Here is a 23,010-nt window from a genome sequence, read left to right as displayed (position 1 = left end):
AAATTAAACGCTACCAATGAATACTTACCAGTATAATCAGGCGCGCATTCTAACAGGAATACGCCTTATTGTGCCAATCTTTTATTTTTACAGTGAATTATTTTGTTGGGTAGAAGCGAGCAACTTTACCTTGAACTCCAGTGAGTTTTTCCAATGGAGTAATTTTTTCCATTAGTGAGCTTTTAATAAGTTCGGGGCCAATAAAGACTTTGATTAATGCACCATTTTTTGTATTTATCGGTTTAGTAAAAGCGGTGTAACCGTTGTCTTTAAGCTTGAGCAATAACTTAGCAACATTTTTTTTATGTCGAAAACTCCCTAATTGCACCACCCATGCTTGTTTTAATACTGACTTTTCCGGCAAGGTTTTTTCTGGTATTTTCTCGGTTAGTTCTTTTTCTGCACTCACCGTTGAATTATTTAAACGCTGAGCATCACTGTCTTTACCCTCAGTTTGAACCGCATATTTTATCGGTTGTTCCGCAGTCGGTAATTCATCATCTAGCGCAAGTTCATCACTCAATGCTTCATCTTTTATTTTTACAATTTTATCTTGAGGAAAAATCCGCGTATTCTTGTCAAATTCAACATGAGGTGGAGGTGGAATTTTTTCAAACTCATCTTGATAAGTCTTTTTATTGCCGTCAAGTAAATCTGGCAAAATAATAATAGCAATTGCAGCCACGATAATAGTGCCAACTAAGCGATTTTGAAAAGGTGTAGACAAATGAAACTCCCCGGCTGAAGTTAATAAAACTACAGCAGTAAACGTCTGACTTCAGCAACGGTATAAAATGATCCAAACACTAAAATAAGATCTGTTGCTGTTGAATTTTTGTTAGCCATTCTAAATGCCTGAGTAATATTGTCAAAACAATTAGCTGAATCTTCATTTAATGACAGTTTTTCGGCTAACTCTTTTGCGCTAGCGCCACGAGGCATTGATAATCCACCTAAATACCAATGATCAACAAGGGCTGATAATGGTCGAAAGGTATTGGCAATATCTTTGTCTTTTAGCATACCAGTAACGGCATAGAGTTTGTTGTACTGTTGTGATTTCAAGTATTCAACTAAATAACGCGCTGCTTGTGGGTTATGGCCAACATCCAGCAAAACACGACTGTTTAAACCTTTGCTCGTGAAAAGTTCTGTACGTCCAGCAACTTTTGTTGTTTGGATTAAAGCATTGATATTTTCAGTATTAAAAACAAACGAGAAATCTTTTAGTAGTGCCAAAGCTGTTAATGCTGTCGCTACGTTGTCTTGAGGTATAAAGGGTTTAGCTAACTTATTAACTCGCAGTTCACCAAATTTCCAGCACCACAAAGCGCAAAAGGGCTTGTTAGCCACTGATGGTAGCATTTTAATAGAAAAGTCATGCTCGCGCAGACTTACAAGCGCGTTGATGTTTTTGGCGTGTGTAAGCACAGATTTAGGACATTGAGTATCACCTATTACGACTTTTTGATTAGCTCGCATAATACCCGCTTTTTCAAAGCCAATGCTTTCACGGTTGTCCCCTAAATAAGCTTGGTGGTCTAAATCTATTGTGGTGATCACGGCAATATCAGCATCAATTAAATTTGTAGCATCTAGGCGTCCACCTAAACCAACTTCAAGAATAATGAAGGCTGGCTTTATTGCCATTAATACAATAAATGCAGCTAAGGTTGTATATTCATAGTAAGTCAGTGAAATATCGTCACGCTGTTCTTCTATTAGCTCAAATGCAGAGATCAATGATTGGTCGTCTATATCGATATTATTAATACGTAAACGTTCATTAAAATTTTCAATATGTGGTGAAGAATACACCGCAACCGTTTTATCATGAGCGAGCAAAGCATTTTCAATAAAAGCACATGTTGTACCTTTACCATTAGTACCTGCAACCGTGATCACTTGAGCAAAACTGAAATCGATATTTAATCGCTTGGCGACATGCGAAATACGTGTCAGACCCAAGTCAATTTCAGTTAAATGAATAGTTTCTAAATAAGAAAGCCATTGAGCTAGAGACTTTCTAGCAGAATGGCTTTTATTGTTTTTTTGCATAATATATTTATGAAACGTTAAGGCTTGGATGCCCCATGAATTTAGCTAACAGTCGAGACAGTGTATTTCGCATATCACGTCGATCAACAATAATATCAATAGCACCCTTCTCTTTTAAAAACTCACTGCGTTGAAAACCTTCAGGTAGTTTTTCACGTACGGTTTGTTCAATAACACGTGGGCCAGCAAAACCAATTAAGGCTTTAGGCTCTGCGACGTTAACATCACCTAGCATCGCTAAACTAGCTGATACACCGCCCATCGTTGGGTCAGTTAATACCGAAACGTAAGGTAAACCTTTTTCACTCATTTTTGCTAGTGCGGCACTCGTTTTTGCCATTTGCATTAATGAAAATAGTGCTTCTTGCATCCGCGCGCCGCCACTGGCAGAAAAACAAACAAGTGGGACATTATGCTCAAGGCAGTATTCAACCCCTTTAACAAACCTAGCTCCCACAACCGAGGCCATTGATCCGCCTAAAAATGAAAATTCAAAAGCCGCAGCAACAATTGGCATACCGTTGAGTTCGCCTCTCATAACAACAAGTGCATCTTTTTCACCGGTACTTTTTTGCGCCGCACTTAAACGGTCTTTATAGCGTTTTGAATCTTTGAACTTCAAGATATCTTGTGCTTCAAACTCTTCACCTAATTCAGCACGGTTATCTTTATCTAAAAAGCAATCGATTCGCTTACGTGCAGAAATACGCATGTGGTGATCACATTTTGGACAAACTGATAATAATCTATCAAGTTCAGCTTTATAAAGCACCGCATTACAAGAAGAGCACTTGCTCCAAACACCCTCAGGGATATTGCGCTTTTGTGTTGTCTTCGCTTTTGGGAGAATTCTTTCGATCCAGCTCATAATTTATTTTTGCCTTCTTTACCTAATATGTTCTTAGGAACATAAAAAAATTTGCCGATATTGGTTTCAACCTATCAGCAAATTGTTAATTTTTGAATTACTCTAACTATAACCGACAATTAAAGCACATTTAGCCCTACTGTGAATACAAAAAACTGGTCTGTTTTGTTGGAATTAACAGTTTGTAATTGCTCATTCTGCCAATATTTATCTTAAAGTAAAAATAGTGGCCCCAGCGGAGGTTTTGGGATATTAAACTCTTGTGGGTAGTCGACACCAACAAAATATAAACCCGCAGCGGATGCCATCATACCAGCTACGCAACGATTTTTAGCTTCGAGTACTTCACCCAGCCACGCTACTGCTTCTAATTGTTGACCTACACGCATTAAACTACCCGCGATATTTCTCACCATATGGTGTAAAAAAGCATTGCCTTTTACATCAATAATAACAAAGTCGCCTTGGCGAGAAACATTACAGTGAATCAGTGTTCGAACCGGAGAGTGTGACTGACAATGAACCGTCCGAAAAGAAGTAAAATCATGCTTACCCAGTAAAGACTGAGCCGCCTGATGCATTAATTTTTCATCGAGTGGATAATGACAGGACGTTATTCCCTGACTTAAAATCGCAGACCTTAAACGATTGTTATTAATAACATAGCGATAACGACGTGCTGTTGCGCTAAATCGAGCATGAAAACTTTCATCAACTTGCTTCACCCACGAAACAGCAATGTCACTGGGTAAATTAGTATTAACGCCAAGTGTCCAAGCAACATCTTTACGCACTTTATCTGTTTCAAAGTGAATAACTTGGTTGGTTGCACTAACACCTGTGTCGGTCCTACCGGCACAAATAACTTCAATGTTTTCATCAGCAATTTTTGATAAGGCTTTTTCTACATTTTGTTGAACACTGACCGCATTTTTTTGTCGTTGCCAACCGTGATAACGACTTCCATCGTATTCAATACCTAAAGCGTAACGCATCAATAACTCCCAATTATAATGCGCACATTATCCAATATTTTAAGGTTTATGCCAATGAGGTTTTACATAATAGCCTCTAGCTATCAACGTTTAGGATTTTAATTGCCATTAAACACGATTATTTAAAGAGAATGAAGTAAACATCGTTGCTCTGTATTTGATTTATTGAACGCCGTATCAAATCATTCTGAATCGATTGAAGCCGCGCTTTAACCTCTCTCATCATTGGGCGTGGCGATATAAAAAAAGCCACAAAAGTGGCTTTAAATAAAAGGTTCAAGCGTGTTATTTATAAACTGATATTATCAAGTAATTGCTGAGCATCAAATTGTTGCTGTGCGTCGCCTTTTTCAACAACATCTTGAAGTATCACTTCAGCATTTTCATTGTCGCCAATTTCAATATAAACTTTGGCTAAATCCAATTTTGCAGCGATACCGTTATCGTCTTCGTCTTCGGCAGAGTTATCGCCAGAAAATTCAGGAAACTGACTTAATCCGACATTAAAATCAGTTTTATTGTAAGGTTCATCAGCATTTGTTGAGCCTAGACTATCGGATAATAAAGAGTCTACAGAAACAAAATCGTCTTCATCGCTATTAAAATCAATATTTAAATTATTATCACTATCTAGATCATCTCCAATCTCTAAAGCATCATCTAAGTCGAGACTAAAATCCTCTTCATCAATGACTATGTTGATTTCATCATCTGATTGCTCTGCTGCTAAGTCAACCGTATCTAGGTCGATATCATCAGTCGTAAAATTATCAGATAAATCTAAACCACTTGACGAGGGGGGCTGACCTTCTTCTATATTGGCGAGTAGTTCATCAAAGTCGACATTATCAAGGTCTTCAATCGCGTCACTCTCACTATTATAACTAACAGCACTGCTTTGTGTAGTTTTTTCATCAGCCAATAAATCCGCTAATACGTCACTATCGGTATAATCAGTTGATGATTCAGCCCCTTGATCATTCGCTGGTCCATCAGTAAGTATATCATCTCCAATATCTAACTCATTTGTAAGCGAGTTATCGCTGTCTGCAACTTCAGCCAACAGTGCATCTATGTCAAGTTCATCAGACAAGTTTTTGTTTTCGCTCGTGCTGACATCAGCGTCATCAATTGACTTTTCAATATTTTCATTAAGCAACGCACTAAAATCTACGGATAAGAACGGTGCGACATAATCATTTGTAAAGTTTTCAATAAGCGCTTTATTTTCACCTTCCGTTGTATCAATTTCATCTGCTGTTATATCAGCGTCTGCATGCATAGGCGATTCGTTGGAAGGCTGCCCTTCATTGCTCTGTATATCGCCAAGCAAACTGTCAATGTCATCAGATTCAGTTAAGTCTATATTTTCATTAATCTTATCTGCAGCTAAATCATCAAGCGGATCAACAATATCATCGGCCGTAATAGGTTTTGACACCTCTCTAGGGTCGGCCATTGAGTCTAATAACGCATCAATGTCGTCAGGATCTGAAATTTCAAAATTTTCAGGCTTCTCGTTGAGTTCTGCAACGGCACTTTCTTTAACCATTGAGTCCATCAAGGCATCAATATCATCTGGGTCTGTTAGCTCTGTCGGACTGTCATTAACCACTTCAGGTATATGATCAGCAGGTTCAGCTGCTGCTATTGAGTCCATCAAGGCATCAATATCATCTGGGTCTGTTAGCTCTGTCGGACCGTCATTAACCACTTCAGGTATAGGTTCAGCTGCTGCTATTGAATCCATCAAGGCATCAATATCATCTGGGTCTGTTAGTTCTGTCGGACCGTCATTAACCACTTCAGGTATAGGATCAGCTGCTGGAGCTGCTGCTATTGAATCCATCAAGGCATCAATATCATCTGGGTCAGTCAGCTCTGTCAGACCGTCATCAACCACTTCAGGTATAGGATCAGCTGCTGGAGCTGCTGCCATTGAATCCATCAAGGCATCAATATCATCCGGGTCGGTCAGCTCTGCAGGACCGTCGTCAACCACTTCTGGGGTTGGTACTGTTGGAGCTATAGAGTCCATCAACGCATCGATATCGTCAGGGTCAGTGAGTTCAGCAGGCGCTTCCACTACCGAGTCCATCAACGCATCGATATCGTCAGGGTCAGTGAGTTCAGCAGGCGCTTCCACTACCGAATCCATCAACGCATCGATATCGTCAGGGTCAGTGAGTTCAGCAGGCGCTTCCACTACCGAATCCATCAACGCATCGATATCGTCAGGGTCAGTGAGTTCAGCAGGCGCTTCCACTACCGAGTCCATCAACGCATCGATATCGTCAGGGTCAGTGAGTTCAGCAGGCGCTTCCACTACCGATTCCATCAACGCATCGATATCGTTAGGGTCAGTGAGTTCAGCAGGTGCCTTTTCATCTGTAGCTTCATTTAATAAATCATTAAGTAAATCTTGACCTAATTCGCCTCCTTCTAATACTTCTCCTGCCGCCTCTTCCTTGCTTGTATCTTCTTCATCCTCGTCACCAAGACCTGAAAGTAAAGAGTCTAAATCACTTTGATCTAACTCTCCACCTTCTAGCTCTTCACCATCAAGTGATATATCTTCCAAATCATCTAAATCATCAAGTCCATCTAAGTCATCTAAGTCATCTAAATCTTCATCTAAATGAATAACATCATCAAGTAACTCATCATCTAGGGAGCCTAAGCCATCGTCATCGTCAGAAAATAATGAATCATCCAAATTAAGATCATCTTCATCTAGGTCCATTGACAGTTCATCGTCTAAAGATAACTCATCATCAAGGGAGAGTTCACTGTCTAAAGTCCCAAGTGTTTCTTCTTTATTTTCAGGCTTTTCTTGTTCAGCTGCTTTTGACTTTTTAGGCTTAGCAACGTTTTCTACTTCACCACTTTTCTTACGACGTATTAACCAAGCACCAAACATTATGGCACTCAATGCTGGCAAGGTTGACATAAGTATCTTGAACCAAAGTTGTGACGTTATCCCTTCATTTTCAAGTTCAATTTTTTGTTTTTCTAATAATAGTTCTTGCTCTCTCGCTTCTGCCTTTTCTAGTAGTTTTTGTTGAAGCGCTATAACATCATTAAGCTGAAGCTTTATTTCTTTGCCTTTTGCTACTTCATTTTGCATGACATCGAGCTGTTCATTGAAATTACTTAAACGAGAATTAAGATTTTCATTTTCTTTGAGTATCGCTTGCAAGCCATCAATGGAATCTAAAACATCATTTTGAATAGTTTCTAAGCGAACCGTTTGCTTTGTATCTATTTCTTCAAGTTGTGCATTAATTTCTTTTTTTGTTGCGTCTAAATCTTTCTTTTTAATGGCGAGTTCAGCGGGAGGAACAACTTTTTTCTTCACTGTTTTAGCGACTTTCTTTTGCCATGTTTTATCATCAGTCGTTGATTTACTTTTTGCCTGCACGGGATTTATTGCACGCATTTCATCAATAGACGGTAATTTTAAATATTGTCCGTTATTAAGATGATTTAAATTATTTTCTTTAAATGCTTGAGGATTTTTTTGATATAGCGCCTGCATCACTTGATAAACAGATAACGCTGGGTCTGGACGAACTTTTAAAGCAATATTCCATAGGGTATCTTTTGACGTAATAGGTCCATATTGATCATACGGAAACATATCCGTAGCTTTAGGTCCCCTAATACGAATACCGCCTTCTTCAAAGGCGAATAGAGAAACACTAAATGTAGTCATGCTTATAAATATTACCTGCCATAGGCACAGGCGTAATAATCGATGCATCAAGTTTCCTAATTATTTTTATTTATTGCCAATAGTTTGGCACTTTAAGCCTAGAGAAAGTAAAGCAAATTCTATTCCAACCTTACTCTTACGACCTATATGATAGCAAGTAAATACCAAGAGTTTTAGTCATAACGAAACAAAAAAACTCGTCGTTAACTATAACGACGAGTTTTGATTTTTCTTTAATAAATCTTAAGGTTAACGAGCATTTAACCTGAACTAACTCACTTGGGGTAATTTATGAAAGGTAGTCTTTAACCAATAACTCTGCAATTTGTACACTGTTAGTTGCTGCACCTTTACGTACATTGTCAGCAACAACCCACATATTTATACCGCTACTGTGACTAATATCTTCACGAATACGACCAACATAGGTTGCATCTTTTCCGCTTGCATCGCCTATCTGGGTTGGAAAGTCTTCGTCATTACGACAAACAACAAGTCCTTGAGCTTGCTCTAATAAATCTTTAACTTCTTCAGCTGAAATAGGTGTTCCTGTTTCAATATGTAACGATTCACCATGACCAAAGAATACGGGGACGCGAACGGCAGTTGGGTTAACAAGTACATTTTCGTCACCAAGAATTTTTTTAGTTTCCCATACCATTTTCATTTCTTCTTTGGTGTAGCCATTATCCATGAACACATCAATTTGAGGGATAACATTAAAAGCGATTTGACGAGGAAAATGTTTTGTTTCAACAGGCTTTCCGCTTAATAAATCTGCAGTTTGTTTTGCTAGTTCGTCTATTGCTGCTTTACCGCCACCAGAAACTGATTGGTAAGTGGAGACGTTAATACGATTAATACCCACAGCATCATAAATAGGCTTTAACGCCACCATCATTTGAATCGTTGAACAATTAGGGTTAGCGATGATATTACGGTTGCGATAATCAGCTAATGCACTTGGGTTAACTTCAGGGACGATCAGAGGGATATCTGCGTCGTATCTAAACTCTGAGGTATTATCAATAACAATACAACCTGCTTCACCAGCAATAGGTGCAAATTTAGCAGATACTGAACCACCTGCTGAGAAGAAACCAATTTGTGCTTGGCTAAAATCAAAATGGTCAGCGTCGAGTACTTCAATACTCTCCCCATTAAAATCAATAAATTCACCGGCTGAACGTGCACTAGCCAGCGGATATAATTTATTAATTGGAAAATCACGTTCTTCTAATAACTCTATGATGGTTTTACCCACCAAGCCTGTTGCGCCTAAAACGCAGACATCAAATTTTTGTGCCATATCACTCTCTCTTTACTTTGAAAAACAGTGCACTAATGCGTTACTGCTTAAGAAAACCAAGATGATGTGGCACATCACTCTTGGCTTGATTCGACATGGTTACTTTAACCGAAGAAAACTCCCTACGAGCTGGATAAGTTTTTCTGATATGGTCAAAGCCATGACTTAAAACTGTTTGTCTGAAAATTCCATCATCACGGCGTACATCGTAAACCATTTTTACTAGCTGGTTTAGTAGTATTTGCTCGAACGGTTGATTAATTTCAACTTCGGTTATTGACGCTCGTGGTAAAAAATCACTTAACTGCTTATCTACCGGTATTTCAAGCTGCTTACATAATGCCTGATAGAGTATTTCCGTACCACGTGCTTTTCCTTCTAAGCTATAACCAGCAATATGTGCAGAGGAGATTTCAGTATAGGCAATAAGCTCGTGTAATATATTGGGTTCATTTTCCCATACATCTAAAACAAGCTTTACCCCATGCCCCTGCTTTTTTAGCGCCAGTAACGCTTTATTATCGATAACCTCACCACGACAAGCGTTAATTAGAATTTGGTGATCATTGAGTTGCTTTAATCGATTTTCGTTGAGTAGGTGGAAAGTTGGATGGTCGCCATTCTCCACAATAGGCACATGCAATGAAACTACATCACAAGAAAGTACGTCTTCGAGTGATGAATAATGATGCTTGTCTTTACTGTTTTTTTTCTGTTGAGCTTCAAGTATAGGATCGCAAATTAAAGCCTTAATACCTAACGCTGATAACTTTTCGCTTAACCGAGTACCAGTATTACCACCACCAACAATTCCTATGGTTAACGATAACAAGTCAATTAAGTAACGTTCTGCTAAGACAACCAAAGCACTGATCACATATTCAGCAACTGAAATTGCATTACAGCCAGGAGCAGAAGTAAACGTAATGCCTCGTTCACTTAAATAGTTTTGATCAATATGGTCAACACCAATCGTTGCCGTACCGACAAACTGACAAGTTGAATTACTGGCCAATAACGCTTGATTAACTTTAGTTATCGACCGTACTAATAAAACATCAGCACTTTTCGTTTGTTGGGCGGTTAACTCACGACCAACAAATGCGTGTAATTGACCTAAGTCGCCAAAAAACGCTTGGGCAAAGGGCATATTTTCATCGTAAAAAATATTCATGGTTTAGAGGCTTAAGGTAATTATTGAACAGATGAAAGCTATTGTAGCTTAAATGCAAAAAAGCCACTATAAAGTGGCTTTTTAAATAAAAAAATATTAATCGTTATTTGTATTTTTGCATAACTAAAGTCGCGTTAGTGCCACCAAAACCAAAACTGTTAGACATAACCAAGTTAAGGTCTACGTCACGTTTTTCTGTAACAATATCTAAGCCTTGTGCTTTTTCATCTAAATTATCAATATTGATAGACGGCGCAACAAAGCTGTTTTCCATCATTAATAATGAATAAATAGTTTCGTGAACACCTGCAGCGCCAAGTGCATGGCCTGTCATTGCTTTAGTTGCACTGATCGCTGGAGAATCTTTGCCAAACAATTCTTGAATGGCACCAAGCTCTTTAACATCACCAACTGGTGTAGAAGTACCGTGTGTGTTTAAGTAGTCAACTTTACCTTCAACACCTTGCATGGCTTGTTGCATACAACGCACAGCGCCTTCGCCACTTGGAGCTACCATGTCATAACCATCTGAAGTTGCGCCGTAACCGACAATTTCAGCATAAATATGTGCGCCACGTGCCAATGCATGTTCAAGCTCTTCAACAACTACCATACCGCCGCCACCAGAAATAACAAAACCATCACGATCGCTATCGTAAGTGCGTGAAGCTAATTCAGGTGTGTCGTTACGACCCGCAGATAATGCGCCCATTCCATCAAACATCATCGCTAAAGACCAATGAACTTCTTCACCACCGCCAGCAAAAACAATGTCTTGTTTGCCCAGTTGAATAAGTTCCATTGCATGGCCAATACAATGCGCGCTTGTTGCACAAGCTGAACTGATTGAATAGTTAACACCTTTAATTTTAAATGGCGTAGCTAAACAGGCTGAAACGGTACTGCCCATCGTTTTGGGAACAGCATAAGGACCGACACGACGAATACCACGGCTACGTAGTGTGTCAGTAGAAATAACGATATTTTCTGATGAAGCGCCACCTGAGCCAGCAACAATGCCAGTACGAAAATTTGAGACTTGATCGTCTGTTAATTTTGCATCAGTAATGGCTTGTTCCATCGCGATGTAGGCATAACCTGCGGCGTCACCCATAAAACGAAATGCTTTACGATCAATATGATCTTTAGGCTCAATCGTTGGTTTGCCCCAAACATGGCTTTTTAAACCTGCTTCTGCAAAGCTTTCCGACTGACTAATACCTGAACGGCCTGCTTTAAGAGATGATAAAACTTCTTCCGCATTGTTACCGATACTCGATACAATGCCTAATCCGGTGATCACTACACGTTTCATTTGAATAACCATTTAAAAATTGAAAAATCAGGCATATCATACAGAAATTTGCCCATAAACTGGTCTGCTCAGTGTACACGTGTACACTGGTTTTTACAATTTTATGACAGATACTTTTAATTTACGCTAAAATACTATCTTTAGCGCTTGAAAACCAATGGATTTAATAAATACTTGTGATTAAACAACAAAAAAATTTAAATACGCCGCTTGAAAGAAAAGGCTATCAAATTAGACCCGTTATTAAGCAACCCGAAAGTGTTGCTATTATTGGTGGTGGCGTTGCTGCTGCTTGTGTTGCTTATGCGTTGACTCAAAAAAATATCAAAGTAACACTTTATTGTAAAGATAAAGAAATTGCCCAAGGCGCTTCGAGTAATCATGTCGGTGCATTATTTCCACTTATTCATCAACAAGTTGATGATATTAGCTTATTTTACCAACAGGCATTTTGGCATGCACTAAAATGTTATAAAGATTTATACAGCAAAGGGTTTGTTTTTAGTCATGATTGGTGTGGCTTACTTGAAATTTCCTACAAAACAGCTTTAGAAAAAAGACAAGAAATTTTCGAGCAAACCAACCCTTGGTCAAAAGAATTAATTACCAGTATAAATGCAGAGCAAGCATCGCTATTAGCCGGTATTACACTTGAACACGGTGGGTTGTTTATGCCCAGCGCTGGGTGGATAGCACCCGGTGAATTAGTTCAACAGCTATTTAGTGCGGCACAGCAAACTCAGCGGTTGTCGATAAAAAATCAAGTAAACATTACCGCACTTAACCAGCAAGACGACGAGAGTTGGCAGCTAACTACAAACAAAGGCATAATAAATGAAAAAGTTGTTATTTTTTGCGGCGGTGCTGAATCTATTAAACTCAATATTATTGATGAATTACCACTGAGTTCTGTGCGTGGTCAAATAACAAATATGGCAACGAACGAGCAGATTAAAAACCTATCTACCGTTATTTGCCACAAAGGTTATCTAACACCTGCACACCAGCAACAACATTGCATCGGCGCGACATTTGAAAAAGACAGTTTCGATATTGTGGCAACAGATGCTGGCGATCAATATAATTTAACCATGTTAGAAAAGTGCCTGCCTAAATTAATATCATGGCGCGAACAAGACGTTACCTCGAGTAAAGCTCGTTTACGCTGTATGACACCAGATCACTTACCGGTTGTGGGCGCTATGCCTGATATAGCCCAGCATAAAAGCAGCTACGCCCATTTAGCAAAAGATAAAAACTGGCGTTATCAAGAACCTGCACCTGTGATTAAAAATCTATACGTACTTACCGGTTTGGGTGCTAGGGGCTTATGTACTGCGCCGCTATTAGCCGATATTTTGACTGCTGATTTAACGGGGGGCGAATATCCTGTTGGCAAACAAGAACTTTTTAACTTATCACCCAACAGGTTTGTTATTCGCGATATTATTCGTCGTAAATATTTATAGTATTTAATAAAGGCTGTTATTACTAAACTGATACAAATGATTGTTTAAGGTCTAGCCAATAGTCTTGTACTATTTTTCTATCTTGTGGGCTTAACTCAGTACGAGCGGCTTGTAGTTTTTCATCAATGCTTGTTGCAAGTGCGGGCGAAAGTACCTGCGATTCGTCACCAAATTCAATGACCGACAAGCTGATAAAACCACGTAAGTAGCTACTGGCAAATAATTGGTCATCACTGATATCTTCATCAAATAAATTATCTAAATATAGATAAAATGCGGCAATATTTTCAAACGATTTTTTTTCTTTAATTGACATAGTTCTACTTATTTTTCAGTGTTAAATTTTATGAGTGGCTTAGCAACATTATCTTCAAAATATTATCATCAGAGAATACTTTCAAAAGAACATATTGAAAGCACGTTATTGTGGACTTGCCACAGGATACAATACTTGATCGTTATAACCGGTTATTACCGGTAAATAACCTGATAGCGCTATATCTAAATCGCTGTCACCAGTATCAGCTATCAAAGGTCTTGATGATAAGGCGGATAATTTGGCTTTCGTAGCAATAATTAAAATATTTTCTTTCCCAATAGCGCGGATCACTCTTGGGCTGAGCTGTTGATTACCGCGGCCAAAAATATGTCCTTGTCCACCAATCAACGTGATCACCAATTTAATCGTTTTAGTCTTTGATTTAGCACGAGCGATTGCTTGCCATAATTGAGGTTCAGTCACATCACTCGCCAGTAAACTTTGTTGTTCAACAAGATCAACCCCAAGCAATGTATTCTCTAACGCCAATTCCTCCATTAAAAATGCCGTCGTTGAACCTGAGCCGATAACAAAGAGATCATCATCCATTTCATTAATCACATGGGCTGCAATATCTTGCAGTACTAATTCATCAAGCTCTTTCCCCCCCGACTTTACCGCTTGTACAAACCGTAGTTCAGCAGGGATTTGCATCTCACCATATCGTTTAGCTTTAACAATACCCTCTCGAAAGAGTGATTCATCAATATCCATCACATCAGCTTCGGTGAGTGTTACTAATTGGTTGGTGATCATCATTTCAACAACGCGTCCAGCCGCTTTAGGCGTAACCGCGTAAACCCCAGAGTGAATTTTACACCCTGCTGGAATACCTAATACTGGACATTTATCTCCCACTATTTTACAAACATTTCGTGCGGTGCCATCTCCGCCTGCAAATAATAATATATCAATGTTTTTAGCCAATAAAGCCTGTACGGTATTTTCGGTATCTTCAGCCGTTGTATGTTCAGTATCCCTGGTTTGAAAAACAACTTCAGTGGTAAAGCCAAGCGCTTTAGCGGTTTTTTCTCCCATAAGATCATTCGCACAATAAATGGTTATTTGATCCCGATATGGTAGAAGAATAGATAGCGCTAAACTTGCCCGTTGGTTTGCTTTTGCTGTAGCACCAAGTGCTAAGGCTTTTTCTGCAATGTCGTCACCGTCACTACCTTTTAGTGCAACACTGCCGCCAATGCCTGCAATAGGGTTGATGATAAAACCTAAACTAAATTTTCTCACTATTTATCCTATTCATCGCTACAACACAAAATGTGTACGGGTTAATGGTAATGGCGTTTGATAAAAGTTTGCCAATGCGACAATGAATTTTTGTGCATCATTTGGAAAACCTGAATTTAAGTAATGTATTACTTGCTGATAAACCGCGCGTTTAAAAGCTATACGATCGGTAGTGCCCATTCCCGATAAGTTGTCTATTGAAACATCAAAGCATTTCCCTGTTGACACACTAAGGGCCCACTCAATTGCTTGTGGTTTAATTTCTACTTGTTCAAATTGTTCTTGCTGTATTTGATCTCGCCCATCAGGGGTATACCAATAGCCAAAATCTTCTTTTAATCTTCGAGCAGGTCCCGCTAAACACCAATGTGCGATTTCATGCAAAGCGCTGGCATAAAAACCATGAGCAAAAATTATTTGGTGATACTCGCACACATCATCTGCAGGGGAGTATAAAGGTTCGTCCCCTCCTTTAATCAAGCGAGTATTAGTACAGGCACTAAATGTGTCATTAAAGATGTTAATTAAATCTCGGTATTGTTCAGGCATCTATGGGTTCTGGCATTTATAGCGTAAGTAAAATTGACAACGTATTCTAACCAAAACTCTTTAGGCTTGCACTGGCTATTTTCATTAAACTACACTTTTAAATAACGAAGTAAAGTGAACAATAGTCGCTTGTTTGAGACGTGATTTATTTTATTTAAAATCTTTATTATTTTATAACGACATTTAGTTTTTAATTTGTTATCTTGATATAGCAAATGCTAATTTATTGTTACATCTTAAGACGATAAATATGTCATACCTTATCGCCTAGATAAGCAAAAAGGACTCAATAATATATGGATAGGGATAGGGATAAAGTATGGGTCCAATAAATGGAGTTAAATTCAACGCCTTTTTTTTAATTAATAGCGCCGAAAATAAGATAACAGAAAATGCACTTCATCATTCTACTCTTCAATTTACAGATTTAGTTAAAACGTGTGATATCGATATAATCTCAGCAAAAAATTTACCCAGCATTGATCAATCTAAAGACTTTGATTTGATTTTTATTGATGTAGATAGTTTTAATTTTACTGATGACATACCCTGTGAAATACAGAGGCTTGCGAACAGTACACGGGTTGTTTTATTTAATGCAATAGACAACATATATCATGAAAAAAAACTATTAATATCAAACATTGCCGGTATTTTTTATCGAAAGGATCCTCTTGATATGATCTTACGTGGCATCACAAAATTACAAAAAAATGAGCGATGGTTTAAGCGAAAAACAATGAACAGTGCACTGAGCGAGTTACTTATTAAAGTGAATAAGTCAAATCAGCTTCCTGATAATAGCCAACAACAATCAATAAGTTTACCTAGCCTAACACGCCGGGAGAATACCATTATAGGCTTAGTTTCACGTGGTGCAAAAAATCAAGAAATTGCAGACCAACTCCACATTAGCCCCAATACAGTAAAAACTCACCTCTATAGTATTTTTCGAAAAACGAGTTCGCGAAATAGAATTGAGCTGATAAGTCGAACACAACATTTTATACCCACGATAAATTAAATACGAATGTTAAAAACCACACAAAAAAGCCAGTGATTAATCACTGGCTTTTTTGTGTGCATTTATCATTATTATGTGTCAGCACGCCATACTTTGCGGGCGATACCTTTCACTACTAATTCGGTAATGGCTTTTTCAATCGCTTGTTGTACACAGACATGCATTGGCTCGTTTTCACTAAAGCCCCCTTCCATCTCAGCTAAACGTTTAAAGCTAACATAGCGAAAAAAACCAGCACGAACCTCTTGGCTCAAAACCTTTTTACTGGTTGATACCGACACAAGAACTTGCCCTGTGCGAACGTCAACCGCACGCATATAAACCGTTATTTGGTCTTCACGATAAAGCTCTGACGCACCAATACCAAAATATTCCGCACCAAACCCACCGGTTTTAGTATTAGAGTCATAGCTAATAATTCCACCTTCAAGTAGTATTTTCGCGGTAGTCAGTGGTGGTAACTCAATATTTTCTGTCGCTTTATTTGCTTGATTAGCCGCACGGGTAATTTTTCGCTCGGTTAACACATTTTGCAAACCTTCACGTTCTACCGGTAAAAACCAGTCAGAATCACTTAATGCTTGCATCAAAATTGACGTTGCCCCTTGCGTTACTGCCGTCGAAAATGAGCTTACATTCGCTTGCGGTTTATATTGTCCTGTTTGGTCTCGATAAGCGTACACCGACACAGGTATTGCACCTTTAGGTTTAGGTAATGCTTTGAGTTCTTTAAAGCTTTCTAGGGGCAACATTTTTGTCGCAAACGACTGCTTTGGAGGAAATAAATTACTCGCAGAATCCAGTACACTACAAGCCGACAAAAGGCCAACAAGGCTCACGATTATAATTTTTTTCATCTGATTATCCAAACTTCGGTATTTCAATTATGGTCACTTTCCCTGTCAATAAATCAGTAATTTCTATAGTGATACTGTCACTATTAGCAGACAAAATATCAATTTGATAATCGCCACTAATAAAGGTGCTATCTTCTCCATTATTGAATTCCGCATTTTCGCCTAATACGGTATCTTTATATTTACTGACAATATCACTGAGTGTCGCACGTTCAAGGGCATCGGATACCTTTTCCTCAAAACTTTTCTTGCTCTGAGCGGCTTTATGTTTATTTTGCGCTTGTGCTTTACCTAATAGAAAACTGCCGTTTAACGCACTGCCTCCAAAACTTGGATTAATAGGTGTGTATACTAACTCTGAACTCACTGCGTAACTGCTTACGCTAATATGAGCCACTAAAGCTATAATTAATTTTTTCATGATTACCTCCCTTTAATTACCAACCATTCCCAACCATATCAACACTATTTTGACTATATTGTGTCTGTGACATGGCATCAATCAATATAAATATCGCTTGTTCTACTTTTTCTTTAACGGGTGATTGACGGCGCCCAAAATGAGTAACATAAATTATGCGACCATTAAGCAGTAGACTAAGTTTAGTGCCCGCTCTTGGCACTATTTGCTCAATTATTTGAGCATTTATGCCTTGTTTATTTGGAATATCATGCCACAGCTGACTAAATTTAAAATAGAAATCATGGCCTAAACGACTCTTGGTATTATCAAGGAGTAAACCTCCAATTTCTACTTCGCTTGTCGCATGACACAAAGGTGTAAATAACAGGGTGAATATTACTCCCCATAAGCATTTATATTTAGGCATATTATAATAGATAAAAAGGGGCTTTAAGCCCCTTATTAACACTTAAATTAATAGAGAATTATTGTTGCACAATTACTGCAGTATTCCAATCACCCACTTGCGTAATAGAAACAACACCAGAGTCACTGATAAATGAACCTTCAACAATGTTACCATTACCTACTTGACTTATATTAAATGCGATATTAGCACCTCCAATAAGCATAGTTTCACCACCTTCTCCAGTGATTAAGTTTTCATCGCCTATTTGTTCAATACCAATTTGGTGGTTGCTACCTTCAACTAAAATATCCAAGGCATTCAACTCACCCGTTTGAGTGATATCAATAGTATTAGCATTACTGTTGATAATAGTACTTAGCATAACCACCGCATCGTTAGCGAAACCCGTTTGAGCAATTTCAATATCATTTTCGCTTGTGGTCAACTCATTGTTGTCAGTTGAAGCCTCTAAAACAACAACATTTTCATCACCTGCTTGCATCACGTCAATATTATTGTTGTTGCCGTTAAAATTAACTACGTGACTTTCGTTCAAACTGCCCAATTGTACTGAAGTGTATTCATTATTATTGCCAATGGCACCAATGTAACTGATATTGCTATCACCAACTTGTACATAGTTAAAATCGTTGTCATCACCGATCACATCAAAACTAGCAGCGTTTGCGTTGCCGTTTTGCATAATATCCGTAGTGTTAGCAATACCTGTATAAATAGATGATTCAGCTGTATTATTATCACCTTCTTGATCGATAGATATTTCGTTTTGATCACCATCAACTGAAGCAATAGTTACTCGGTTACGCGCCCCCTCTTGTTCGATAGCAAGTTCGTTAGCATCACCTGTGATCGCTGAGACAGTCGCCACACTCCAATAACCGTCTTGAACAGCTTCAACAATATTGTTGTCACCCCGAATACTGGTAATATAAGTTTCATTCCATTGACCATCTTGTACAATATCGATCGTATTATTAGAGCCGGTTAACTCTGAGTTAATTGCCCAATGACCGCCTTCGCCTTGGTCAACAACAACTATATTACTGTCGCCAACAACTTCATTAATAGCGCGATTACCAAAACCTAAATAACCAGTACCTAACTGAGTCACTTCAATAGCGTTTTCATCACCCGTAACGTTATTCTCAGTTTCGTTAATATCACCCTCTTGTTCTACGAACAACTCATTATTGTTGCCGACATATGTGCCAACCGCTAAGTTGTCATTACCTACTTGTACTATCTCAGCTATATTGCCTTCACCGATCACCGTAAAGCCAGAGCCGTTAACATCACCTTCTTGAAGAATGATTGTTTCGTTACCTAAAGCAGCACCATCAGTAGAGGTTTGTGACAACATAATCACATTACCTACTGCATTAGCCATTAGATCTGATTGAATAATAACCGCTTCTGTTTTTCCCTTTGTTTCTTCACCAGCGAATGCTGTTTGATTTAGGCCAAGAGCCATAACAACAGCGCAAGTGATTAATGATTTGTTAAGTTTCAAAATATATCCTTATTTTTATTTTTTAATTTATGTGAGTAAACAATCGGCTCACAAAGATGATTAATCGATAAGCAGCTTTTGTCTTATCTGTAATGGCGTTTTGTATTCCCATAGATGTTTGACAATAATAACGAATAGTATTATTTAAATGATTTTTCAGTGAAGATAAGGACTTAATCGTAAATACCTTTATCCGTTTTCACTGTAATAAGCAGGCTTTATTTATTGATGTAAAATCTCACTTTATGAGCTTTTACATCCGCTTATTAAAAAAGACTAAACAATGATAAATAAGCACTTTGTATAGGTTCATATCACAAACCTAAAAAATCTAAAGAAACTCAATTCGTTTTACTACGTTGCATTAAAAACTGTACGTTATTTCCCAACAAATGAAAATCACCCTATTTTATCATTCCAATAAAACCATAAAAAACAATAAATTAAATAAAAAAACAACAATGAAAAAATAAAAAATCAAACCTCTCATAAAAAAGGACTACAAAGGTCACTTAAAAAACGAAGCCCAAAAAGTAGTAAAAAAGTAGTAAAAACGATAAATACACACACCTAAAGTAATGAAAAAGTCGTGTTTGTTACATTTTAATAGTCACAACCCTATTTTTATGAGTAAAGTAATAAGGTTGCGTATACTCATAGTAAGCAAAAATTTTTAAATAAAGGAATGTAGCCTAGTCATTATCTTTAGGCTAAAAATAATTTGAACAAAATACTAAATAAACATGGAGCAAAACATGAAAACAAAATTATCAGCTTTAACATTGGCGTTACTGCCTTTGTTCGCTAATGCATCATTAGACCTTAGCTCGAAAGAAGGTCTTACTTATAAATCAGACTCAATAATTGTTGTCTATAGAGATAGCGCATCTAAATTTGACCGTCGTGCTGCTCGCAGCATAGTGCGAGCTAAAATTTCTGATTTAAACAATGACGAAATTGATGATAAATATCGTAACTTGAAAGAAGGTCGTATAGCGAAATTTACCCTTGATAATATTTCAGTAAAAAGTGCGCTTGAAAAACTCCGTAAAAATCCTGCTGTTTTATATGCAGAGCCTGATTACATCGTTCATGCAAGCGTTATACCTGACGATAGTAGCTTCGCTGACCTTTGGGGCATGAACAATACAGGTCAATCAGGCGGTGTTGCAGATGCAGACATTGATGCACCTGAGGCATGGGATATATCAACAGGTAGTCATGATGTGATCGTGGGAGTTATTGATACCGGTGTTGATCATACACACCCTGATTTAACGGCAAATATCTGGTCTAACCCTGGCGAGATCGCTGGTGACGGCATTGATAACGATGGCAATGGCTACATTGATGACATTCATGGCATTAACGCTATTAGCGGCGTAGGTGATCCAATGGATACCGGAGGACACGGTAGCCATGTTTCAGGTACGATTGGCGCATCAGGCAATAACGGTTTAGGTGTTGTGGGTGTTAACCACGATGTCTCTATTATTGGTTGTAAATTCCTTGGTGATCAAGGCGGTACTACTTCAGATGCAATAGCCTGTATTGATTACTTTGTCGGCTTGAAAAATAACGGCGTAAACGTCCGGGTAACCAACAACAGTTGGGGTGGTGGTGGATTTAGCCAAGCACTTTCTGACGCAATAACCTCTTCTGAAGAAGCAAACATTTTATTTGTCGCTGCAGCCGGTAACGATGCATACGACAACGATGCGCAAAGCAGCTACCCTTCTGGCTACCCACATGACTCAGTATTAGCGGTAGCAAGTACAACGCGTACTGATAGTATGTCTAGTTTTTCACAATGGGGCTTAACCACTGTTGATTTAGGTGCACCAGGCTCAGATATTTTATCAACAATACCCGGTGGTGGTTACGCATCATATTCAGGCACTTCGATGGCGACGCCACATGTTACCGGCGCAGCTGCTTTAGCATGGTCAGTAAACCCTGAACTGAGTGCGATAGAAATGAAAGCACTCTTAATGAGCTCTGGTGAGGATAACGCTGCACTTGCAGGTAAAACAGTATCAGGAAAACGCTTGAACGTTAATAATGCACTAAACGATGCTAATCCAACACCAGGCTTTACACTTGCAGCAACACCGGGTTCAAACACTATTGAAGCTGGTGCAACCGCAACTTACAGCTTTAACGTTGGTTCTGTTGCCGATTGGGACGGTGAAGTTAGCTTAACTTTAGATGGCTCACTTGCTGGGGCAACATTATCTACAGATACGGCTACACCAGGAGCTACGTTTGAACTGAGTGTACCAACAACAGCGGAAACACAATGGGGTGAATATACTTTTGTGGTAACGGGAACAAGTGATGATTTAGTTAAAGCATCTACTGTTCGCTTAATGGTTAATCCACAAGGGTTGAACGAGTTTACTTACACGAATGATGAGGTTGTTAGTATTCCTGATAACAATGCAGAAGGTATTTCTTCAACCATTAATGTTGCAGATGAACTTACCGTTTTTGCTTCTGATATTTATGTAAATATTACTCATACGTGGATTGGCGACTTAACCGTCATGTTAACATCTCCTTCAGGGACTACTGCACCACTGCACAGTGCATCAGGTGGCGGCGACGATAACATTGATAGTACCTTTAGCTCTTCCGCTTTCAACGGCGAAGTAGCCACTGGTGACTGGATATTAAGTGTTGCTGATAATGCAGCGGCAGATACCGGCACATTAAACAACTGGGCACTGACTATTACTGGTATTGGTGAAACACTTCCTAGCGCACCGCAAGCGAGCTTTACTTATGAAGCAGACGGTCTAACCGCTACATTTACTGATAGCAGTAGTGATAGAAATGACGATATGGTTAGCTGGGATTGGAACTTTGGTGACGGTGCTATATCGAGCGCACAAAACCCTGTACATTCTTTCGCAGCAACGGGTAACTATGAAGTTACACTTACCGTAACGGATAGCGAAGGTTTAAACAGTACAGAAAATATGCTGGTAAGTGTTTCATCAGTCAGTATTGAAGCCGCAGTTAAACGTGCATACAAGTCTCGTTTAGGTCGCTTACGTGTTGATATTACTTGGGAAGGCACTTCAGCTGATAGGGTAGATATTTTCCGTAATGGTGTAAAAATTGATACGGTCGAAAATACGGGTATTTACCGTGACCGTGAACGTCGCGCAACGGGTAACCAATTCGTTTATCAAATCTGTGATGCATCAACAGCTTGTTCAAATGAAGTAACCGTTAACTTCTAAGCTTTATTTAAGAGAACATGATTAGGCAATAAAAACACCAGAAAATAGTTGTAACACCGATATATTAAGTATTACAGACTGATGTTCTAGCTAGCTAACAATCCCTAACAATTAAAACTGTTAGGGATTTTTTATTTTAATAAGAGATTGATATTCAGTTAAATAAGGTAATAAATACGGTAAACAGACACATCTATAGACATGACTTGCAGGCCCATGAGTAGGTATTTTCAGAGATTTTTAATATGTCTATGATTTATGGCTATTGAGGGCGTTATGCTCGTAATTATGTCTATAGTTATCAAGCGAACCATTACATTAGGCTTGCCAATAGTAAATTAGGATCACTTTGTGCGCAAAGGGGAAGTTAGCTATCGTTATTCCTAACGTCCGCTTGAAGCTCTTAGCTGCCGTTAACTTAATTTGAGTTCGAAATGATTTGTGCGTATAGAAAAATTAAAAGTTTAGCAGTTTAAATATTGCTTGAAGCTCAATATTTACCATTCACAACAGGGTTTCCTA

18 protein-coding genes are annotated in these 23,010 nt (G+C 38.5%); 3 read left to right on the top strand and 15 right to left on the bottom strand.

What is annotated here, in order from left to right; translation table 11 throughout:
• Positions 1-97: 97 nt before the first annotated feature.
• The 8 genes from H4J73_RS05480 to fabB all read right to left on the bottom strand — a co-directional run bounded on the left by H4J73_RS05480 (position 98) and on the right by fabB (position 11,434).
• Positions 98-727, bottom strand: coding sequence for an SPOR domain-containing protein (locus H4J73_RS05480; RefSeq protein WP_182178055.1), 630 nt, complete (start codon positions 725-727; stop codon positions 98-100).
• 29 nt (positions 728-756) lie between these two features.
• Entirely contained in the window at positions 757-2,058 is a 1,302-nt protein-coding gene (gene folC, locus H4J73_RS05475) for a bifunctional tetrahydrofolate synthase/dihydrofolate synthase (RefSeq protein WP_182178057.1), read from the bottom strand.
• A gap of 7 nt (positions 2,059-2,065) precedes the next feature.
• Positions 2,066-2,926: an acetyl-CoA carboxylase, carboxyltransferase subunit beta gene (gene accD, locus H4J73_RS05470; RefSeq protein WP_182178059.1), complete on the bottom strand. Its 861-nt coding sequence runs from the start codon at positions 2,924-2,926 to the stop codon at positions 2,066-2,068.
• 212 nt (positions 2,927-3,138) lie between these two features.
• Positions 3,139-3,921: a tRNA pseudouridine(38-40) synthase TruA gene (truA, locus tag H4J73_RS05465; protein ID WP_182178061.1), complete on the bottom strand. Its 783-nt coding sequence runs from the start codon at positions 3,919-3,921 to the stop codon at positions 3,139-3,141.
• A 289-nt stretch (positions 3,922-4,210) separates the two neighbouring features.
• A complete protein-coding gene (locus tag H4J73_RS05460; RefSeq protein WP_182223191.1) occupies positions 4,211-7,636 on the bottom strand; it encodes a FimV/HubP family polar landmark protein in 3,426 nt (1,141 codons plus the stop codon).
• Between the two features lie 289 nt (positions 7,637-7,925).
• Positions 7,926-8,945, bottom strand: coding sequence for an aspartate-semialdehyde dehydrogenase (locus tag H4J73_RS05455; RefSeq protein WP_182178069.1), 1,020 nt, complete (start codon positions 8,943-8,945; stop codon positions 7,926-7,928).
• Between the two features lie 40 nt (positions 8,946-8,985).
• Positions 8,986-10,119, bottom strand: coding sequence for a 4-phosphoerythronate dehydrogenase (locus H4J73_RS05450; protein ID WP_182178071.1), 1,134 nt, complete (start codon positions 10,117-10,119; stop codon positions 8,986-8,988).
• A gap of 103 nt (positions 10,120-10,222) precedes the next feature.
• Positions 10,223-11,434 (bottom strand): beta-ketoacyl-ACP synthase I, encoded by a 1,212-nt coding sequence (fabB, locus tag H4J73_RS05445; protein ID WP_182178073.1) that lies wholly within the window; start codon positions 11,432-11,434, stop codon positions 10,223-10,225.
• Between the two features lie 176 nt (positions 11,435-11,610).
• Here fabB and mnmC point away from each other — a divergent pair, with 176 nt between their 5' ends.
• A complete protein-coding gene (mnmC, locus tag H4J73_RS05440; protein WP_310649615.1) occupies positions 11,611-12,903 on the top strand; it encodes an FAD-dependent 5-carboxymethylaminomethyl-2-thiouridine(34) oxidoreductase MnmC in 1,293 nt (430 codons plus the stop codon).
• A gap of 22 nt (positions 12,904-12,925) precedes the next feature.
• Here mnmC and H4J73_RS05435 read toward each other — a convergent pair whose 3' ends face one another.
• The 3 genes from H4J73_RS05435 to H4J73_RS05425 form a co-directional block, all read right to left on the bottom strand.
• Complete coding sequence (locus H4J73_RS05435) at positions 12,926-13,219, bottom strand: YfcL family protein (protein WP_182223192.1); 294 nt, start codon at positions 13,217-13,219, stop codon at positions 12,926-12,928.
• A gap of 105 nt (positions 13,220-13,324) precedes the next feature.
• A complete protein-coding gene (locus H4J73_RS05430) occupies positions 13,325-14,467 on the bottom strand; it encodes an ATP-NAD kinase family protein (RefSeq protein ID WP_182223193.1) in 1,143 nt (380 codons plus the stop codon).
• An 18-nt stretch (positions 14,468-14,485) separates the two neighbouring features.
• Positions 14,486-15,016: an elongation factor P hydroxylase gene (locus tag H4J73_RS05425; RefSeq protein ID WP_182178078.1), complete on the bottom strand. Its 531-nt coding sequence runs from the start codon at positions 15,014-15,016 to the stop codon at positions 14,486-14,488.
• A gap of 319 nt (positions 15,017-15,335) precedes the next feature.
• On the opposite strand from H4J73_RS05425, the gene H4J73_RS05420 reads away from it, so the two are divergent.
• The gene (locus H4J73_RS05420; protein ID WP_182178080.1) at positions 15,336-16,040 is read left to right on the top strand and encodes a response regulator transcription factor; all 705 of its coding nucleotides are present in this window, start codon (positions 15,336-15,338) and stop codon (positions 16,038-16,040) included.
• A gap of 71 nt (positions 16,041-16,111) precedes the next feature.
• Here the strand turns inward: H4J73_RS05420 and H4J73_RS05415 are convergent, their stop codons facing one another.
• Genes H4J73_RS05415 through H4J73_RS05400 form a run of 4 tightly spaced genes read right to left on the bottom strand, consistent with a single transcriptional unit; the run spans position 16,112 to position 19,240 of the window.
• Entirely contained in the window at positions 16,112-16,897 is a 786-nt protein-coding gene (locus H4J73_RS05415) for a CsgG/HfaB family protein (RefSeq protein ID WP_182178082.1), read from the bottom strand.
• A gap of 4 nt (positions 16,898-16,901) precedes the next feature.
• Positions 16,902-17,318, bottom strand: coding sequence for a curli assembly protein CsgF (locus H4J73_RS05410; RefSeq protein ID WP_182178084.1), 417 nt, complete (start codon positions 17,316-17,318; stop codon positions 16,902-16,904).
• A gap of 16 nt (positions 17,319-17,334) precedes the next feature.
• Entirely contained in the window at positions 17,335-17,727 is a 393-nt protein-coding gene (locus H4J73_RS05405) for a CsgE family curli-type amyloid fiber assembly protein (protein ID WP_182178086.1), read from the bottom strand.
• A 58-nt stretch (positions 17,728-17,785) separates the two neighbouring features.
• On the bottom strand, positions 17,786-19,240 hold the full coding sequence (locus tag H4J73_RS05400) for a curlin (protein ID WP_182178088.1): 1,455 nt from the start codon (positions 19,238-19,240) through the stop codon (positions 17,786-17,788).
• A gap of 755 nt (positions 19,241-19,995) precedes the next feature.
• Between H4J73_RS05400 and H4J73_RS05395 the strand changes: the two genes are divergently transcribed.
• A complete protein-coding gene (locus tag H4J73_RS05395) occupies positions 19,996-22,488 on the top strand; it encodes a S8 family serine peptidase (RefSeq protein ID WP_182178090.1) in 2,493 nt (830 codons plus the stop codon).
• Positions 22,489-23,010: the final 522 nt, after the last annotated feature.

The organism is Colwellia sp. MB3u-41, from assembly GCF_014076845.1.
In the GTDB taxonomy this organism is placed as follows: Bacteria; Pseudomonadota; Gammaproteobacteria; order Enterobacterales; family Alteromonadaceae; genus Colwellia_A.
Note: the sequence above shows the minus strand (reverse complement) of the source record. Positions and strands in the feature narration are given on the sequence as shown.

Coding starts and splice junctions, on each gene's coding strand:
- folC (WP_182178057.1), bottom strand. CDS start 2,058: ATGCAAAAAAACAATAAAAGCCATTCTGCTAGAAAGTCTCTAGCTCAA.
- accD (WP_182178059.1), bottom strand. CDS start 2,926: ATGAGCTGGATCGAAAGAATTCTCCCAAAAGCGAAGACAACACAAAAG.
- truA (WP_182178061.1), bottom strand. CDS start 3,921: ATGCGTTACGCTTTAGGTATTGAATACGATGGAAGTCGTTATCACGGT.
- H4J73_RS05460 (WP_182223191.1), bottom strand. CDS start 7,636: ATGACTACATTTAGTGTTTCTCTATTCGCCTTTGAAGAAGGCGGTATT.
- H4J73_RS05455 (WP_182178069.1), bottom strand. CDS start 8,945: ATGGCACAAAAATTTGATGTCTGCGTTTTAGGCGCAACAGGCTTGGTG.
- H4J73_RS05450 (WP_182178071.1), bottom strand. CDS start 10,119: ATGAATATTTTTTACGATGAAAATATGCCCTTTGCCCAAGCGTTTTTT.
- fabB (WP_182178073.1), bottom strand. CDS start 11,434: ATGAAACGTGTAGTGATCACCGGATTAGGCATTGTATCGAGTATCGGT.
- H4J73_RS05435 (WP_182223192.1), bottom strand. CDS start 13,219: ATGTCAATTAAAGAAAAAAAATCGTTTGAAAATATTGCCGCATTTTAT.
- H4J73_RS05425 (WP_182178078.1), bottom strand. CDS start 15,016: ATGCCTGAACAATACCGAGATTTAATTAACATCTTTAATGACACATTT.
- H4J73_RS05420 (WP_182178080.1), top strand. CDS start 15,336: ATGGGTCCAATAAATGGAGTTAAATTCAACGCCTTTTTTTTAATTAAT.
- H4J73_RS05415 (WP_182178082.1), bottom strand. CDS start 16,897: ATGAAAAAAATTATAATCGTGAGCCTTGTTGGCCTTTTGTCGGCTTGT.
- H4J73_RS05410 (WP_182178084.1), bottom strand. CDS start 17,318: ATGAAAAAATTAATTATAGCTTTAGTGGCTCATATTAGCGTAAGCAGT.
- H4J73_RS05405 (WP_182178086.1), bottom strand. CDS start 17,727: ATGCCTAAATATAAATGCTTATGGGGAGTAATATTCACCCTGTTATTT.
- H4J73_RS05395 (WP_182178090.1), top strand. CDS start 19,996: ATGAAAACAAAATTATCAGCTTTAACATTGGCGTTACTGCCTTTGTTC.